14 protein-coding genes are annotated in these 15,184 nt (G+C 66.1%); 4 read left to right on the top strand and 10 right to left on the bottom strand.

Annotated elements, in window-relative coordinates; all coding sequences use genetic code 11:
• Positions 1 to 9: 9 nt before the first annotated feature.
• Positions 10 to 342 carry a hypothetical protein gene (locus tag AB0L58_RS22815; protein WP_364389510.1) on the top strand — a complete coding sequence of 111 codons (333 nt, stop codon included), beginning with the start codon at positions 10 to 12 and terminating at the stop codon, positions 340 to 342.
• A 141-nt stretch (positions 343 to 483) separates the two neighbouring features.
• Here the strand turns inward: AB0L58_RS22815 and AB0L58_RS22810 are convergent, their stop codons facing one another.
• From AB0L58_RS22810 to AB0L58_RS22800, 3 genes are all read right to left on the bottom strand, one after another.
• On the bottom strand, positions 484 to 1,173 hold the full coding sequence (locus AB0L58_RS22810; protein ID WP_040696229.1) for a response regulator transcription factor: 690 nt from the start codon (positions 1,171 to 1,173) through the stop codon (positions 484 to 486).
• Positions 1,170 to 2,405, bottom strand: coding sequence for an ATP-binding protein (locus AB0L58_RS22805; RefSeq protein ID WP_364389509.1), 1,236 nt, complete (start codon positions 2,403 to 2,405; stop codon positions 1,170 to 1,172). The genes AB0L58_RS22810 and AB0L58_RS22805 overlap by 4 nt, the downstream gene beginning before the upstream one ends.
• A 200-nt stretch (positions 2,406 to 2,605) precedes the next feature.
• Complete coding sequence (locus AB0L58_RS22800) at positions 2,606 to 3,013, bottom strand: helix-turn-helix domain-containing protein (protein ID WP_364389508.1); 408 nt, start codon at positions 3,011 to 3,013, stop codon at positions 2,606 to 2,608.
• Between the two features lie 90 nt (positions 3,014 to 3,103).
• Between AB0L58_RS22800 and AB0L58_RS22795 the strand changes: the two genes are divergently transcribed.
• On the top strand, positions 3,104 to 3,769 hold the full coding sequence (locus tag AB0L58_RS22795; protein WP_364389507.1) for an NAD(P)-binding domain-containing protein: 666 nt from the start codon (positions 3,104 to 3,106) through the stop codon (positions 3,767 to 3,769).
• A gap of 14 nt (positions 3,770 to 3,783) precedes the next feature.
• On the opposite strand, the gene AB0L58_RS22790 is transcribed toward AB0L58_RS22795, so the two are convergent.
• The 6 genes from AB0L58_RS22790 to AB0L58_RS22765 all read right to left on the bottom strand — a co-directional run bounded on the left by AB0L58_RS22790 (position 3,784) and on the right by AB0L58_RS22765 (position 11,115).
• Complete coding sequence (locus AB0L58_RS22790; RefSeq protein ID WP_364389506.1) at positions 3,784 to 5,835, bottom strand: CocE/NonD family hydrolase; 2,052 nt, start codon at positions 5,833 to 5,835, stop codon at positions 3,784 to 3,786.
• Positions 5,836 to 6,155: 320 nt separating this feature from the next.
• The gene (locus AB0L58_RS22785) at positions 6,156 to 6,893 is read right to left on the bottom strand and encodes a phosphoglyceromutase (RefSeq protein WP_364389504.1); all 738 of its coding nucleotides are present in this window, start codon (positions 6,891 to 6,893) and stop codon (positions 6,156 to 6,158) included.
• A gap of 51 nt (positions 6,894 to 6,944) precedes the next feature.
• Complete coding sequence (locus tag AB0L58_RS22780; RefSeq protein ID WP_364389502.1) at positions 6,945 to 7,850, bottom strand: ROK family protein; 906 nt, start codon at positions 7,848 to 7,850, stop codon at positions 6,945 to 6,947.
• Positions 7,851 to 8,180: 330 nt separating this feature from the next.
• Complete coding sequence (locus AB0L58_RS22775) at positions 8,181 to 8,684, bottom strand: YbjN domain-containing protein (RefSeq protein ID WP_364389501.1); 504 nt, start codon at positions 8,682 to 8,684, stop codon at positions 8,181 to 8,183.
• Positions 8,681 to 10,117: a D-inositol-3-phosphate glycosyltransferase gene (mshA, locus tag AB0L58_RS22770; protein WP_364389500.1), complete on the bottom strand. Its 1,437-nt coding sequence runs from the start codon at positions 10,115 to 10,117 to the stop codon at positions 8,681 to 8,683. Before mshA ends, AB0L58_RS22775 begins: the two co-directional genes overlap by 4 nt.
• Positions 10,118 to 10,293: 176 nt before the next feature.
• Entirely contained in the window at positions 10,294 to 11,115 is an 822-nt protein-coding gene (locus tag AB0L58_RS22765; RefSeq protein ID WP_364389499.1) for an alpha/beta hydrolase, read from the bottom strand.
• A gap of 226 nt (positions 11,116 to 11,341) precedes the next feature.
• On the opposite strand from AB0L58_RS22765, the gene AB0L58_RS22760 reads away from it, so the two are divergent.
• Both AB0L58_RS22760 and mscL read left to right on the top strand, forming a co-directional pair.
• Positions 11,342 to 12,076 (top strand): SDR family NAD(P)-dependent oxidoreductase, encoded by a 735-nt coding sequence (locus tag AB0L58_RS22760; RefSeq protein WP_364389497.1) that lies wholly within the window; start codon positions 11,342 to 11,344, stop codon positions 12,074 to 12,076.
• Between the two features lie 178 nt (positions 12,077 to 12,254).
• Complete coding sequence (mscL, locus tag AB0L58_RS22755; RefSeq protein ID WP_364389495.1) at positions 12,255 to 12,704, top strand: large conductance mechanosensitive channel protein MscL; 450 nt, start codon at positions 12,255 to 12,257, stop codon at positions 12,702 to 12,704.
• Between the two features lie 59 nt (positions 12,705 to 12,763).
• On the opposite strand, the gene AB0L58_RS22750 is transcribed toward mscL, so the two are convergent.
• Entirely contained in the window at positions 12,764 to 15,151 is a 2,388-nt protein-coding gene (locus AB0L58_RS22750) for an excinuclease ABC subunit UvrA (RefSeq protein ID WP_364389494.1), read from the bottom strand.
• Positions 15,152 to 15,184: the final 33 nt, after the last annotated feature.

Here is a 15,184-nt window from a genome sequence, read left to right as displayed (position 1 = left end):
TGTGCGGTCATGTTGAAGAAAGCCCTGACCCTCACCGCCATCGCGCTCGGCGCCACCGCCGCACTGACCGGTGCCGCGCATGCCGAACCCAATGGCGACCCGGCCAAATACGCCGATTTCACCGCCGACTTCCTGCCCGCCAACACCCCTGAGGCATTCAACGCCCAGGCGAATGGCAAGAACCTGATCATGAGCCCGTACGGCCTCAGCCGCACCATCGCCTGCCGCGGCACCAGCGCGGCGGATGTCTACGACTGCATGCAGGAAGACGATCTCGGCTGGATCACCCTGCACAAGCAGGACGTCCCCGGAATCGGCCCCACCTGGGTCTACCTGCCCTGATCACACCCCTGAGTTAGCGTGCAGCCGAGGTTGTCGGGGCCTCGGCGGCTGCGCTGGTCAAAATCTCACAGCAATTCGCCGCCGTACGCCGCCGATCCGTGGGCGGACGATCCGTACGGCCGGCGGCCGCGCTATCGCTGATCAAGCCTCGAGCTTGTAACCGAGACCGCGCACCGTCACCAGGTGCTCCGGCTTGGCCGGATCGCCCTCGATCTTCGAGCGCAACCGCTTCACATGCACGTCGAGGGTCTTGGTGTCGCCGACGTAATCGGCGCCCCAGACCCGGTCGATCAGCTGGCCGCGGGTCAGCACCCGGCCGGAATTGCGCAGCAGATATTCGAGCAGATCGAATTCCTTCAACGGCAGCGTGACCTGCCTGCCGTTGACGTGCACGGTGTGGCGGTCCACATCCATCCGGACCGGTCCGGCCTCGAGCACACCACTCTCATTGCCGCCGTCCAGTTCATCGCCCGCGCCGCGGCGCAGCACGGCCCGGATGCGGGCGATCAGTTCGCGCGCCGAGTACGGCTTGGTGACGTAGTCGTCGGCGCCGAGCTCCAGGCCGACCACCTTGTCGATCTCGCTGTCGCGCGCGGTGACCATGATCACCGGGACGCCGCTGCGGGTGCGCAGCTGTTTGCACACATCGGTGCCACTCATGCCGGGCAGCATGAGGTCGAGCAGCACGATATCGGCGCCGGAGCGGTCGAATTCGGCGAGCGCGGATGGTCCGTCACCGACGACAGTGACCTCGAAGCCCTCCTTGCGCAGCAGGAACGCGAGCGGATCGGCCAGCGACTCCTCATCTTCGACGATCAGAACACTCGTCATCTGCGTGCCTCCACACCATTCGGTCTGCCCGGCCCCGTGGGGCGCGGGTGTATTTCTCTCATGCTCACCTCGGCACCGTCGACCTCTTCTTCGCCGCCGGATTCATGGTGGGCAGGTATTCGCAGGGTGAACGTCGATCCGGTGCCGAGCTTGCTCCACAGGGTGATCTCACCGTTGTGATTGGCCGCCACGTGCTTGACGATAGCCAGGCCTAGCCCGGTACCACCGGTGGCGCGCGAGCGTGCCTTATCGGATCGGAAGAAACGTTCGAACACCCGTTCCTGATCTTCCTTGGCGATGCCGATACCGCGATCGGTCACGGCCATCGCGACATGATCGCCGCGCAGTGAGCGGCTCACCGAAACATGGGAGCCGGTGGGTGAGTACGCGATGGCGTTCTCCACCAGGTTGGACAGCGCGGTGACGAGCAGGGTTTCGTCGCCGAGCACCTCGAGCCCGCTCGGGCGATCGGTGCTGACGGTGATGCCGGCGGCCTCGGCGGCGGTGCGGGAGCGATCGACCGCCTGCATGACCACGGTGTCGACGTCGACCACCTCGAGCTCGGGCAGCTTTTCCGCGCCCTGTAGCCGCGAGAGCGCGATCAACTCGGTCACCATCTTGCCGAGCCGCCGGGATTCACCGAGTACACGCTGACCGAAGTGCCGGACCGCCTCGGGATCGTCAGCAGATTCCAGCATGGCCTCGGCAAGCAGGCTCATCGCGCCGACAGGAGTCTTGAGTTCGTGGCTGACATTGGCGACGAAGTCCCGGCGGGTGGCCTCCATACGGGCCTGCTCGGAATCGTCGTCGGCGAACAGCACAGTGAAGCTGGTCTCTTCACGCGATAGCTGCCTGGCCACTCCGCGCACCGCGATCCGGCTGCGGCCGGGCATCGGATTCTTCGCGGTGAGATCGAATTCGGTGGACTCGCCGGTGGCGAGCACTTTCTCCACCGCGGCCCAGGCGCGTTCGTCGAGTAGGCGGTTGCGGACCAGGCCGAGTTCTTCCGCGCGCGGGTTGACCAGCACCACATCGCGGTATTCGTCGACGACCGCGATTCCGCTCTCGGAGGCCAGCACGATCAGGTCGAGGACCTGGGACATGGTCAGGCCGGAATCCTCCTGACTGCGGGCGGCCTGCCTGGCGTTCATGAACGGGATCAGTAGCCCGCCGACTGCCAGGCCGACGACAGCCGCGAGGACTGCCAGCAGTACGGCCTGGGGAACACTCACACTTGAATCGTACGGTCGCCAACCGACAACCCAACTCGGGGTACACGAAGTTTCGCGCAGGTCATAGGTACTTCCAGGCGTGTTAGCCGCTTGTTTACGCGTTGTTCTCCCCCCGCCGCCCCGCGCCTTTTTGCCGGTCGAAAGCGCCGCTACGGTTGCGCTCTGGGCTGCCGGTCCGCTACTGCCTCGTTCCTACGAGATCAGTTGTCACGCTCGTCGTCGGAAGCGTCGTCGGCTGCGCACATCGCCGTACGAACCGAATCGCCGTGGCGATCGGCCCATTCGCCGAGGGCGTAGATCGGAACGAGCAGATCGCGTCCGGCCTCGGTCAGTTCGTATTCGACGCGGGGCGGGGCCTCGGCGTAGCGGTGGCGCTCGACGAGGGTCATGGACTCCATCCGACGCAACGTCTGGGTGAGCATCTTCTGGCTGATACCGCCGATAGCGGTGCGCAGTTCACCGGGACGCATCGGGCCCTCGCGCAGCATGTAGACGATGACCGCGAGCCAGCGATTGCCGAACAGGTCGACGCCGAGGCGAGCCGGGCAGTCGGCCTCGTAGTCGCCATAGTCCGCGAATGCCACCGGCTCGGCAGGTTCGACCGTCATGACACCAGCCTGCCATCGTCATTGCGCACCTTCGGGTGCCTATCGAAATCCCTAGCGTCGGTGCCGAATACATCCGAGCCAGGAGTTGATATGCGAATCGGAATCATCGGGGCAGGCGCGATGGCGAAGGCACTCGGCGGCGGCTGGGCCGCGGCCGGGCACGAGGTCGTCATCGGCGCTCGGTCCCGTGCGGCCGCGGCCACGCTGGCGGCGACCATCGGACACGGGGCGCGCGGCGCGGGCATAGGCGCGGCCGCTGAATTCGGGGCGGCCGTGCTGTTGGCACTGCCGGTAAGCGCCCTTGACGAAGTACTGGGCGACATCGGCGGAAAACTCGCCGGACGGACGGTGATCGACTGCACCAATGCCTTCCTGCCGGACGCGGCCGCGCCGGAAGGAGTTCCGGCATTCGTACTATCCGAGGACGCGGTCGCCGCTCGCATCGCGGCAACGGTTCCGGAGGCGAATGTGGTGAAGGCGTTCAACGTATGCGCCGCCGAGGTGTGGGAATCGCGGACCCGCGTCTTCGACAACCGCAGGCTGGCGGTGCCGATCTGCGGCGACGATGCGACGGCGGTACAGCATGTCGCCGCGCTGGCGGAAGATATCGAATTGCAGCCGATCTCAGCGGGCGGGCTGCATCGCGCCAAATATCTGGAGGCCACCTCGGTCTTCACCGTCGGGCTCTGGTTCGGCGGCGCGGACGCCCGTGCGATCTTCCCGCCGTTGGATGCGGCATTCGCCGTGGCCGACTAGTGACCGGATACGGCCTACCAGCCCGGATTCCCCCGCACCCGGATATTCACGAAACTCGGCCGATTCGGATCCAATTGCACATGTTGTGGTTTCAGGCCCGTATCGATCAGCATCGGCAGTACCGGCAGACCCTTGGGGAAGTTGCCCGCGAAGACATCCACCCGCAGGCGGTGCCCCGGCTGCAGCATTGCCTCGGTGGCGGGCAGGGCGATATCCAGGGTCGTCTCCTCCCCCGGCACAGTCGGCCGACGCAGGTCCAGCGAGGTATAGGGCCGCGGGTCGGTGTAATCGCCGCTGGCGGAACGGGTGCTGTTCGCCTCGTCGACCTGACGCAGCGATGCCATCAACTGGCCGGAGGAGAGCACGGTGGACTGTCCGTCCGGCGCGACATCGTTCACCGTGACCACCCAGTAGCCGTCGGCCGCGTCCTGGACGGTGTTGAGGTGTGCGGCGATTCGGCCGGAGATGGTGGTCGGCTCGGCGACCGGGTCGCTGGTGAAGGTCAGCCCGTTCAGCTCCGCGATCCGGGAGTCCTTGGCACAGCCATCGATGATCGACAGGACACCCGCACTACCCTGCGCTGCGTCATTGGAGCACAGGGTAGTCAGGCCTGGCGCGACCGTGAGCCGCGCCGAGTCCGGGCTCGCGGTGGCGAGCAACGATCCGTCGAAAACGCTGTCCGCGGTACCACTTCGATTGGCGGACAGATACATCCGGCGATAGTCGGCATCCTCGGAACCGGCCCGTGGATCGGCGAACGTGTCGGTGGTGATCCAGCCGCCGCCCTGTTGACGCAAGGTGATCGGGCCGTACGCATCGATGCCGTTGTCGATTCCCTTGAGCCACTTGTCGAACCACGCGCGCTGCAGCACATCCAGCCGCGGCGGCAGTCCGGGCTCGCCGTATTCATTGCCGGAGTTGAGGTGGTAGGTATTGCCCATCAGCAGCTGCTTCTGGCCCGCGGGCAGCGGAATCTCGTTGTAGATCTTGGATTCCGAGTAGGTGAACAGATCATGCCAGCCGCCGGTGACAAAGGTGGGCACCTGGATCTTGCTCGGATCGCCGAGCCAGGCCGCGCGCGACGCCGACGAACCGGTCAGCAATTCCGCGGCCCGCGGGTCCAGGTCCTCGATCCGGGTGCTGCTGTAGACATTGAGCAGCACATCCATGAAGGTGAACGGATCCTTCGCACGATCCGCGAGCCACCGCATATCGAACTGTCCATTGAGGATCGACGCGACATCCGGGACGAGCTTGAGCCCGTTGATAGCGGTCAGCCACAGCGGAATGAAGTTGAAGCCGAAGCCGCCGCCGGGTGCGAGAACATCGTCGACCAGGTCACTACCGGGTACCACCGGGAAGATCGCCTGCAGCGCGGGCGGATGCAGCGCGGCCACCTGGACCTGGTTGATGCCCGAATACGACAGGCCGTTCATGCCGATGCGGCCGTTGGACCAAGGCTGGCGCGCGGCCCAGTCGATCACCTCGTAGCTGTCCTGCTGTTCACGCTGGCGCAGCATGTCCCAGGTGCCCTGGGAGAAACCGGTGCCACGCACATCGACCACGACCTGGGTGTAGCCGCTCTTGATGAGCTGGCGGTCGACGGCGAAGTTGCGCAGCTCGCCGCCGCCGAAGGCTTTGGTCAGATCGGTGACGCCGGAGAGCGGGGTGCCGCTGAGGTCGATCCGGCGGAACAGTTCGATCAGTGCGTCGGACAGGCCGGGAACGGACATGGCGCTGTCGGCGATGTTCGAGACCAGTTTGGTGTACGGGGTCAGGTTGACCACCGTAGGCGTCGGGGTATCGATCGGGCGGCCCGCGGCGTCCGCCGGACGGTATACGTTGCCTTTGAGGACGGTGCCGTCGCTCATGGTGATCGGGACGTCCCACTGGATATTCACATTCGGGTACTGCTGGGGACCGTCCTCGGCCGCGACCCAGGCGGCACCGGCCGCGCCACCGTCGGGACCGGACGGCTCCGGTGCGGCGATCGCACTCTGGGTGACGAAGGGAATGAACACCGCCGCGGCGACTGCCGCCACCATGGCACGCAACATTGTCTGCATCAGGGGTGATCCGCCTCTCGGACTGGTCGAACGACCAGAGCTTACATACCGACGAGTAGGTTCCAACTTCGGGTTACATGAATTTTGGGTCGAATGCTGGTTCACATACAGCAATCGACACCGCATCAGTCCTGCGCAAGTCAAGGGAAATCAGCGCTCACCTGCAGAATTCACACTAACCCAGGCGGATGCAGCTAACCGATCGCGACCCGCACCCAGTTCACGTCCGATCCAGGCAAACGGCGTGTCATCGGACAGATGAACAGCAACGCGCCGCGACCGATGCCGGTCGCGGCGCGTTGTCGTATCGACTCAGGTGCTTATTTGCCGCCCTGGCTGGCGACGGCCGCGGCGCCTGCGGCGGCGGCCTCGGGGTCCAGATATTCGCGCGGGCGGGTCGGGCGCAGGTTCTCGTCCAGCTCGTAGCGCAGCGGAATACCGGTGGGGATGTTCAGGCCGGCGATCTCCTCATCGGAGATCCGATCCAGGTGCTTCACCAGCGCGCGCAGCGAATTACCGTGCGCCGCAACCAGAACGGTCTTACCCGAGAGCAGGTCCTTGGAGATGGTCGACTCCCAGTACGGGACCATCCGGTTCACCACGTCGAGCAGGCATTCGGTCTTGGGAACCTCGATGCCGTCGTAGCGCGGGTCGGCCTCCTGGCTGTACTCGTTGGCCGGATCGATGGGCGGCGGCGGAGTGTCATAGCTGCGCCGCCACAGCATGAACTGTTCGTCGCCGTACTGGTCGCGGACCTGCGCCTTGTTCTTGCCCTGCAGATCGCCATAGTGCCGCTCGTTGAGGCGCCAGTCGCGCACGACCGGGATCCAGTGCCGGTCGGCGGCGTCCAACGCGATATTCGCGGTGCTGATCGCCCGCCGCAGCACCGAGGTGTAGACGATATCGGGGAGGATACCGTGTTCGGCCAGCAGTTCCCCGGCGCGCTTACCCTCGGCGATGCCCTTATCGGTCAGGTGCACATCCACCCAGCCGGTGAACAGGTTCAGGGCATTCCATTCGCTCTCGCCGTGGCGCAGCAACACGAGGGTGTACGTCATGCAGGCCATTCTGGCATGTACGCGAACCGGCCTCGCATCCGTTCCCACTGCTCAGGAGATGGCATCGGCCGTATCGTGGCCCGCGGCGAGCACGCCCGCGCCAACGAGGGTGGCGCCATTGGTGATTCGCGACGGCACCACCTGCAGCGCGTGCAGGAAGTCCAAGCCCGAGTGCCGGGTCAGTGCCGCGCGCAATGGTTCCCAGAGCGGTTCGCCCGATTGGGCGAAGCCGCCGCCGATCACCACCCGGTCGATATCCAGCGTCGCGGCCGCGGAGGCGATGGCAGTGCCCAGTGCGGTTCCGGCCCGATGCAGCGCGGCCAGTGCGATCTCGTTGCCGGTATGCGCGGCCTTGGCCAATCCGGCGCCGGTCTCACCGCGCCAGCCCTGTTCGCGGGCCCAGCGCACCGACGACATGCCGCTGGCGATCGCCTCGACGCAACCGACACCGCCGCATTCACACGGCACATCCCAACCCGGCACCACGATGTGGCCGACGTGTCCGGCATTGCCGGTGCGCCCGAGTACCACCCGACCGTCGGCGATGATGCCGCCGCCGATGCCCGAGGAGACGGTCATGGCCAGGCCGTTCGGAATGCCACGCAGCGCGCCGACGTGATGTTCGGCCAGCACCAGGCAGGCTCCGTCGCTGGCGAATCGCACTGCGGCAGAAGGGAATAGCCGCTGCACCTCGGTCACGATCGGAAAGCCCGGCTTCCATTCCGGAATGTTCAACGGCCTGGTGACGCCGGTCCGCACATCGACCGGACCGGCCGTACCGATCCCGATCGCCGAAACCGTGCTGTCACCGGCCACTTCCAGCAGCAGGTCGCGGCATGCCGCCCACACCGATTCCCGAGGCACGTCGACCCGCCGCACATCGCGCACCTTCCGGCCCGCGGAGACCACCCCGGCGGCGAATTTGGTCGCGCCGATATCCAGAGCAAGAACCATCATTGCCGGGAGCCTCCTGTGCCCTGTTGAATTTGCAGCACCTTCGGCGCTGCGTGTTCGCGGCCCCCCAGTGTCTCGCGGCTGACCCTTTCGAGCGACCTGCAAGCAGTCGCCAGCGGCGCCGTCGAGACTCGCGCCCGCGGCGCATGCGCTTCGACGACTCGGACGCGAGACGGGCCGCAAACGGCCGCTCGTAAGACTCGCTCCGTGGTAGTCGCTGACGGCGGGTCCGTTCGGCGCCTCGCGCACACCGCCGGACTCGCTCCGTCAGGGCTGAGACCGGCTTGTCACGCACAATCCGCTACACCGTCGGCGAACCCGGCTCGAGCTGGTTCAGGGCTGGTCGGCGGCCTCGACGAGATGCTCGAAGGCGCGCAGGTTCTTCAGGGACTCACCGCGCGATACCCGCCACTTCCATTCCCGGCGAATGGATTCGGCGAAGCCGAGTTCCAGCAGGACATTGAAGTCGGCGTCGACGGCCTCGAGGATCTGGCCGAAGATCCGGTCCAGTTCGTCGGGAGTGACGGCGTGGGTGGCGATGCGGCCGACCAGATAGATATCGCCGACGCGGTCCAGGGTGTAGGCCACACCGTAGAGGCGGCGGTTGCGGCGCAGCAGGAATTTGTAGACGCCCTCGAAATTCTCGTCCGGCTTGCGGCAGACGAACGATTCGATCCGCAGTCCGTGCTTGCCGACGGTGAGCATCACGGTGGTCGCGAGTTTGCGCTCACCGGGCAGGATGACCACGAAGGTCGCCGGGCTGGGCTGGGTGTACTCGATCTCGCGCTCGCGCAGCGTTTCGTCGATCAACTGTGCGGTCGCGGCTGCCGTGCTCATCGGTGCGCTCCCGTCCGGCGCCGCCACAGCGCCCGCGATCTGGCCTGACTGCTCTCGCCGAGCAGAACAGCACTGCGTTCCCCCGGGAGGTTAGCGCGTTCCCCGGGCAACTCGGCCCGCGCGGCCTCGAAGACCGTGCGGCGGCCGGCACCGAGGCCGGCGCGCAACGCACGGAAATCGGCCAGCGCCGCCGAATAGCTGGCGAGCAGTCCGTCCGCGGTGTGCTCCCAGGAGAAGTGCCCGGCGTGCTCGACCGCGCGCAACCCCATCCGACGCAGTCGCTCGCCATCGTCGAGCAGGTGGCCGAGCGCATCGGCCCAGTCCGGCGTCCGGTGTCCGGGGACGAGCAGGCCGGTCGCACCGTGCCGCACGGCGGTGCCGAGTCCGCCGACATCGGCCGCGAGTACCGGGGTGCCGCTGGCCTGCGCCTCGATGGCGACCAGACCGAAGGATTCGTTGTAGCTGGGCACCGCGACCAGGTCGGCGGCCCGATACACCTGCACCAGGCGGTCCGGCGGTTGCGGCGGCAGGAAGGTGACGCGTTCGGCGATGCCGAGCGCGGCGGCGAGTTCGATGAGCGCATCGGGGCGCTCCAGTCCGGTGCCGGACGGTCCGCCGACGATGAGCACCCGCAGTTTGCGCGCCGGGTCCCGACACAGCAGTTCGGCGGCCGCGCGGACCAGCACGTCCGGGGCCTTGAGCGGCTGGATGCGGCCGATGAACGCGACGATCCGCTCGTCGGTGGACAGGCCCAATTCGGCTCGGGCGGCGGCCTTTTCACCGGGACAGTAGCGCGTCAGATCCGCGCCCGGCGGCACCACATCGATGCGCTCGGGATCGGCGCCGTACAACTCGACGAGCTGACGCGCCTCCTCCGCGGTATTGGCGACCATCCGATCGGCCTCGGCGATCACCTGCTTCTCGCCGATCTCGCGGGTTACGGGTTCGGGGCAATCGCCCTCGGCCAGCGCCGCGTTCTTCACCGCCGCCAGCGTGTGCGCGGTATGCACCAGCGGCACCCGCCAGCGATCGCGCGCCAGCCAGCCGACCTGACCGGAGAGCCAGTAGTGCGAATGGACGAGGTCGTAGTGACCAGGCAGGTGTCTGGCCTCCTGGCGCAGCACCTCGGCCGTGAACGGACACAGCTGGGTCGGCAGATCGTGCTTGTCCAGCCCCTCGAACGGGCCCGCCACCACATTGCGCACCAGGACTCCGGGGGCCGCCTCCTGGACCGGCGGCACGTTCGAGGAGGTGGCCCGGGTGAAGATCTCGACCTCGGTGCCGCGTCGGGCCAGCTGAACGGCGGTTTGCAGCACATAGACGTTCATGCCGCCCGCATCGCCGGTGCCCGGCTGAGCAAGTGGTGAGGTGTGCACCGATAACACGGCAATCCGATTCGGCCGTAGGTCCGGGCGTTGACTCACATCATCCATAGTGCACGTTGGATTGCCCAACTCAGACACCGTAACCGGGCCAAGTGACAGCCGTCACACCAGTTTCGTGAGGGTTCTCACGCACGGCGCACAGAATCCACCTGGTGCTGATCTCAGCACCAAGACACGGCCAGTCTGCTCGGGCCGCGCGCATGGCGCCAGTGAATTTCGGACGGCTAATTCAGACCGTCGATGAACGCGCTCACCTCGGCGACGAAGCGGGCCCGATCCTCGATGAACAGCCCGTGTTGCGCGTCCGCCCAGAACGAGGCGCTGCCGTCGGGCACCGCGTCGAGAATGTAGCGACCGTTCTCGATCGGCACGACCGGATCCTTGGTTCCGTGCAGGACCAGCACCGGAATATCCAGGGCGCGTAGCGTTTCGGTGTTGTCGACGGTCCGATAGAACAGCGCCTTGCGCACCCGAGGCGGCGTGCCGAGGCTCGCGCCGAAGATGCGCTGCGCGTCGACGCCCTTATCCGGACCGGGACCGGTATTCGCGTTGCCGAAGGCGCCGAATGCGCGCACTGCCCGCCCCGCACTCTCCTCGAAGACACCGGGAATGGCCTCCTGCATGGCCGGACCGGTCGCCGCACCGGGCGCGCGGCCGATATTGGCCATCGAACCCGAGAAGATGACGCCCGCGACCGTGCCGGTTCCGTACGCGGTCAGATAGTCGCTGATCACGATGCCGCCGTAGGACCAGCCGAGCAGCACCGCACCGGATTCGATGCGCTCGGCGGCAAGCACCGCGGCGATATCGGCGGCCCAGTTCTTCGGATCGTCGTAGCCGGTCTCCGGGGCGCCGGAGTAGCCGTGACCGCGCAGATCGACGGCGAGCACCCGGAAGCGCTCGGCCAGCTCATCCGCGGCCGCGCCCCAGCACTGCAGATTGGCCGACCAACCGTGTACCAGCACCAGCGGCCTGCCGTCGACCGGGCCGCCGACCCGATAGACGATGCCCGTTCCGTCCGCACTGACCGCTTCGCGAATAGCCATGCCACCGAGGCTAGGCTGCCCCGCCTCGCCGCGCTCCCCCGCCTCTCCGGGCCTTTTGCCGGTCGTGGGTGGGCCCTACATCTACCATTGCGGGCCGGCGGTTTTCCGGGATGGCTGAGTTCTGGGCGTCCCCGATGAGTTACCCATGTCCTCACGAAATCAGGCCTCACGCTGGTTTCTGCGGCCGCAGTGTTCGGCGAATATTCCGCATTTAGGATCACAGGCTATGAGCGTTCGCACTGCCGTTGTCACCGGAGCCAGCTCGGGAATCGGGGAAGCCACCGCCCGGGAACTCGCCAAACAGGGTTATCACGTGTACGTCGGGGCGCGCAGGCTCGATCGGCTGCGGGCCCTCGCCGACGAAATCGGCGGCACCGCACTGGAACTCGATGTGACCTCGGAAGATTCCGTGCGCGACTTTACCGATGCGATCGAGAACGCCGATGTGCTCGTCAACAATGCGGGTGGCGCGAAGGGGCTGGCTCCGGTCACCGAGGCGGATCTGGATGACTGGCGCTGGATGTGGGAAACCAATGTGCTCGGCACACTGCGGGTGACCAAGGCATTGCTGCCGAAGTTGATCGCCTCGGGCGACGGGCTCATCGTCACCATCACCTCGGTCGCCGCCTTCGAGGCCTACGACAACGGCTCCGGCTACACCTCGGCCAAGCACGCACAGGCCGTACTGCACCGCACCTTGCGCGGCGAATTGCTCGGCCAGCCCGTGCGGCTCACCGAAATCGCGCCCGGCGCGGTGGAAACCGAATTCTCGCTCGTCCGATTCGCCGGAGACCAGGAGCGTGCGGCCAAGGTGTACGAGGGCATTGATCCGCTGGTCGCACAGGATATCGCGGAGATCATCGGATTCGTGGCGTCGCGACCGTCCCATGTGAATCTGGACCAGATCATCGTCAAACCCCGTGACCAGGCCGGTCCGGGTCGCTTCGCTCGCCGCGGCTGACGGGATCGGCCATACTCCATCTGAATTCGAGCGTTTCTCGGGATTCGATGGCATGGCGTTTGCCGGCTATGTCGCGATCGGCCCCCGATCCGATTGCTGCGAGTTCGCTCCGACCCGGCGCGGGGGTTAGCATCGGGTGTTTGAAACACATATAGACCAGATTGGAGTAGTTCGGCTCATGCTCAAGGGCTTCAAAGATTTCCTGATGCGCGGGAACGTTATCGATCTTGCCGTCGCGGTGGTCATGGGTACCGCGTTCACCGCCGTGGTGACGGCGGTAACCAAGGGAATCATCAATCCGCTGCTCGCGGTGTTGGGTAAGACCAACGAGCTGGGACTCGGCGTTCAGCTGGTCGCCGATAAGCCCGCCACCTTCATCGCGATCGGGCCGATCATCACCGCGTTCATCGATTTCGTACTGGTCGCCGCGGTGCTGTACTTCGTGCTGATGGTGCCGATGAAGACCCTGAAGAACCGCTTCGGCACCGCGAAGGTGGCCGAGCCCACCGAGATCGAATTGCTCATCGAGATCCGCGACCTGCTCGCAAAACAGCAAAAGGACTCGGCCGTCGACACCGAATCGTTCGGTAAGGACGGATCACTCGTCGAGGAGAGCGCCGCGCGGTAATCACCGCGCCGAATATGTTTCGCCCCCGCCCGAATCGTCCGGGCGGGGGCGAATTTCATTCAGGCGCCGACATATACCGCGAGGTGTTCGCCGGTGAGGGTGGCGCGCTCGGCGACCAGATCCCCCGGCGTGCCCTCGAAGACGATCTTGCCGCCGTCGTGACCTGCGCCGGGACCGAGGTCGATGATCCAGTCGGCATGCGCCATCACGGCCTGGTGATGCTCGATGACGATGACCGACTTACCGGAGTCGACCAGCCGGTCGAGCAGGCCGAGCAGTTGTTCGACATCGGCGAGGTGCAGGCCCGTTGTCGGCTCGTCGAGGACGTACACGCCACCCTTCTCGGCCATATGGGTGGCCAGCTTGAGCCGTTGCCGCTCGCCGCCGGACAGCGTGGTGAGCGGCTGGCCGAGGGTGAGATAGCCGAGCCCGACGTCGGCGAGCCGGTCGAGAATCTTCTCGGCGGCCGGTGTGCGCGCCGCACCGGCGCTGAAGAACTCCCGCGCCTCGGTCACCGACATCGCGAGCACCTCGCTGATATCGCGGCCACCGAGGCGGTACTCGAGCACCGCGGCCTGGAACCGCTTGCCCTCGCACTCCTCACAGGTGGTGGCGACACCGGCCATGACCGCCAGGTCGGTGTAGATGACGCCCGCACCATTGCAATTGGGGCACGCACCCTCGGAGTTGGCGCTGAAAAGCGCCGGCTTGACGCCGTTTTCCTTCGCGAATGCCTTGCGGATCGGGTCGAGCAATCCGGTGTAGGTCGCCGGGTTGCTCCGCCGGGAGCCGCGGATCGCGCCCTGATCGACGGACACGACGTCCGCACCAGGTGGTATCGACCCGTGCACGAGCGAGCTCTTACCCGAGCCCGCGACGCCGGTGATGACGGCGAGCACCCCGAGCGGAATATCTACATCGACATCACGCAGGTTGTTCGTCGACGCACCGCGAATCTCCAATGCACCGTTGGGCTTTCGCACCGTTTCCTTCAGCGCGGCCCGGTCGTCGAAGTGGCGGCCGGTAATGGTGCCGCTGCCGCGCAGCCCATCGACGCTGCCCTCGAAGCAAACGGTGCCGCCACCGGTACCGGCACCGGGGCCCAGATCGACAATGTGGTCGGCGATGACGATCGTCTCCGGCTTGTGCTCGACCACGAGCACCGTATTGCCCTTGTCGCGCAACCGCAGCAGCAGTTCGTTCATCCGCTGGATGTCATGCGGGTGCAGGCCGGCGGTCGGCTCGTCGAAGACGTAGGTGACGTCGGTGAGCGAGGAGCCGAGGTGGCGGATCATCTTGACGCGCTGCGCCTCACCGCCCGACAGGGTGCCCGCGGGCCGTTCGAGCGAGAGGTAGCCGAGCCCGATCTCGACGAATGAGTCGAGGGTATGCCGCAGCGAGGTCAGCAGCGGCGCCACCGACGGTTCCCGCAGCCCGCTGACCCATTCGGCCAGATCGCTGATCTGCATGGCACAGGCGTCGGCGATGCTGATGCCCGTGATCTTCGACGATCGGGCCAATTCGCTGAGCCGAGTGCCGTCGCATTCCGGACAGGTCTGGAAGGTGACCGCGCGCTCGACGAAGGCACGGATATGCGGCTGCAGTGCGTCGACATCCTTGGACAGCATCGACTTGCGGATCCGCGGGATCAGGCCCTCATAGGTGAGATTGATGCCATCGACCTTGATCTTGGTCGGCTCCTTGTAGAGCAGATCATTGAGTTCGCGCTTGTTGAACTTTTTGATCGGCTTGTCCGGATCGAAGAAGCCGCAGCCGGTGAAGATGCGGCCGAACCAGCCGTCCATGCTGTAGCCCGGAATGGTGAGCGCGCCCTCGTTCAGCGATTTGGTGTCGTCGTACAGCTGGGCCAGATCGATATCGTTGACCGAGCCCCGGCCCTCACAGCGTGGGCACATGCCACCGGTGATGCTGAAACTGCGCCGCTCCTTCACCGTCTTCCCGGCGCGCTCGATCGCGACCGCACCCGCGCCGCTGATCGAGGCGACATTGAAGGAAAAGGCCTGGGGCGAGCCGATATGCGGCTTCCCGAGCCGACTGAACAGGATGCGCAGCATGGCGTTGGCGTCGGTGGCGGTGCCGACCGTGGAGCGCGGGTCGGCACCCATCCGCTGCTGATCGACGATGATCGCGGTGGTCAGCCCATCGAGCACGTCGACCTCGGGCCGCGCCAGGGTGGGCATGAAGCCCTGCACAAAGGCGCTGTAGGTCTCGTTGATCAGCCGCTGCGACTCCGCGGCGATGGTGTCGAATACCAGCGAACTCTTGCCCGAGCCGGAAACACCGGTGAACACCGTCAGTCGGCGCTTCGGGATTTCGATGCTGATGTCCTTCAGGTTGTTCACGCGCGCGCCGAGCACGCGGATCAGATCGTGGCTGTCGGCAGCGTGCGGGGCGGCGGGCGCTTGCGTGTCCGTCTTCTCGGCCATCTGATCGCTTCTCCATCTTGCTTGTCGGCGGGC

It is taken from the genome of Nocardia sp. NPDC052112, from assembly GCF_040680135.1.
Lineage (GTDB): Bacteria > Actinomycetota > Actinomycetes > Mycobacteriales > Mycobacteriaceae > Nocardia.
Note: the sequence above shows the minus strand (reverse complement) of the source record. Positions and strands in the feature narration are given on the sequence as shown.

What these genes read in the sequence shown, in the direction of transcription:
- mshA (WP_364389500.1), bottom strand. Translation starts at nt 10,117, where the DNA reads ATGGATGATGTGAGTCAACGCCCGGACCTACGGCCGAATCGGATTGCC.
- AB0L58_RS22815 (WP_364389510.1), top strand. Translation starts at nt 10, where the DNA reads ATGTTGAAGAAAGCCCTGACCCTCACCGCCATCGCGCTCGGCGCCACC.
- AB0L58_RS22790 (WP_364389506.1), bottom strand. Translation starts at nt 5,835, where the DNA reads ATGCAGACAATGTTGCGTGCCATGGTGGCGGCAGTCGCCGCGGCGGTG.
- AB0L58_RS22760 (WP_364389497.1), top strand. Translation starts at nt 11,342, where the DNA reads ATGAGCGTTCGCACTGCCGTTGTCACCGGAGCCAGCTCGGGAATCGGG.
- AB0L58_RS22780 (WP_364389502.1), bottom strand. Translation starts at nt 7,850, where the DNA reads ATGATGGTTCTTGCTCTGGATATCGGCGCGACCAAATTCGCCGCCGGG.
- AB0L58_RS22800 (WP_364389508.1), bottom strand. Translation starts at nt 3,013, where the DNA reads ATGACGGTCGAACCTGCCGAGCCGGTGGCATTCGCGGACTATGGCGAC.
- AB0L58_RS22810 (WP_040696229.1), bottom strand. Translation starts at nt 1,173, where the DNA reads ATGACGAGTGTTCTGATCGTCGAAGATGAGGAGTCGCTGGCCGATCCG.
- AB0L58_RS22785 (WP_364389504.1), bottom strand. Translation starts at nt 6,893, where the DNA reads ATGACGTACACCCTCGTGTTGCTGCGCCACGGCGAGAGCGAATGGAAT.
- AB0L58_RS22795 (WP_364389507.1), top strand. Translation starts at nt 3,104, where the DNA reads ATGCGAATCGGAATCATCGGGGCAGGCGCGATGGCGAAGGCACTCGGC.
- AB0L58_RS22765 (WP_364389499.1), bottom strand. Translation starts at nt 11,115, where the DNA reads ATGGCTATTCGCGAAGCGGTCAGTGCGGACGGAACGGGCATCGTCTAT.
- AB0L58_RS22750 (WP_364389494.1), bottom strand. Translation starts at nt 15,151, where the DNA reads ATGGCCGAGAAGACGGACACGCAAGCGCCCGCCGCCCCGCACGCTGCC.
- mscL (WP_364389495.1), top strand. Translation starts at nt 12,255, where the DNA reads ATGCTCAAGGGCTTCAAAGATTTCCTGATGCGCGGGAACGTTATCGAT.
- AB0L58_RS22775 (WP_364389501.1), bottom strand. Translation starts at nt 8,684, where the DNA reads ATGAGCACGGCAGCCGCGACCGCACAGTTGATCGACGAAACGCTGCGC.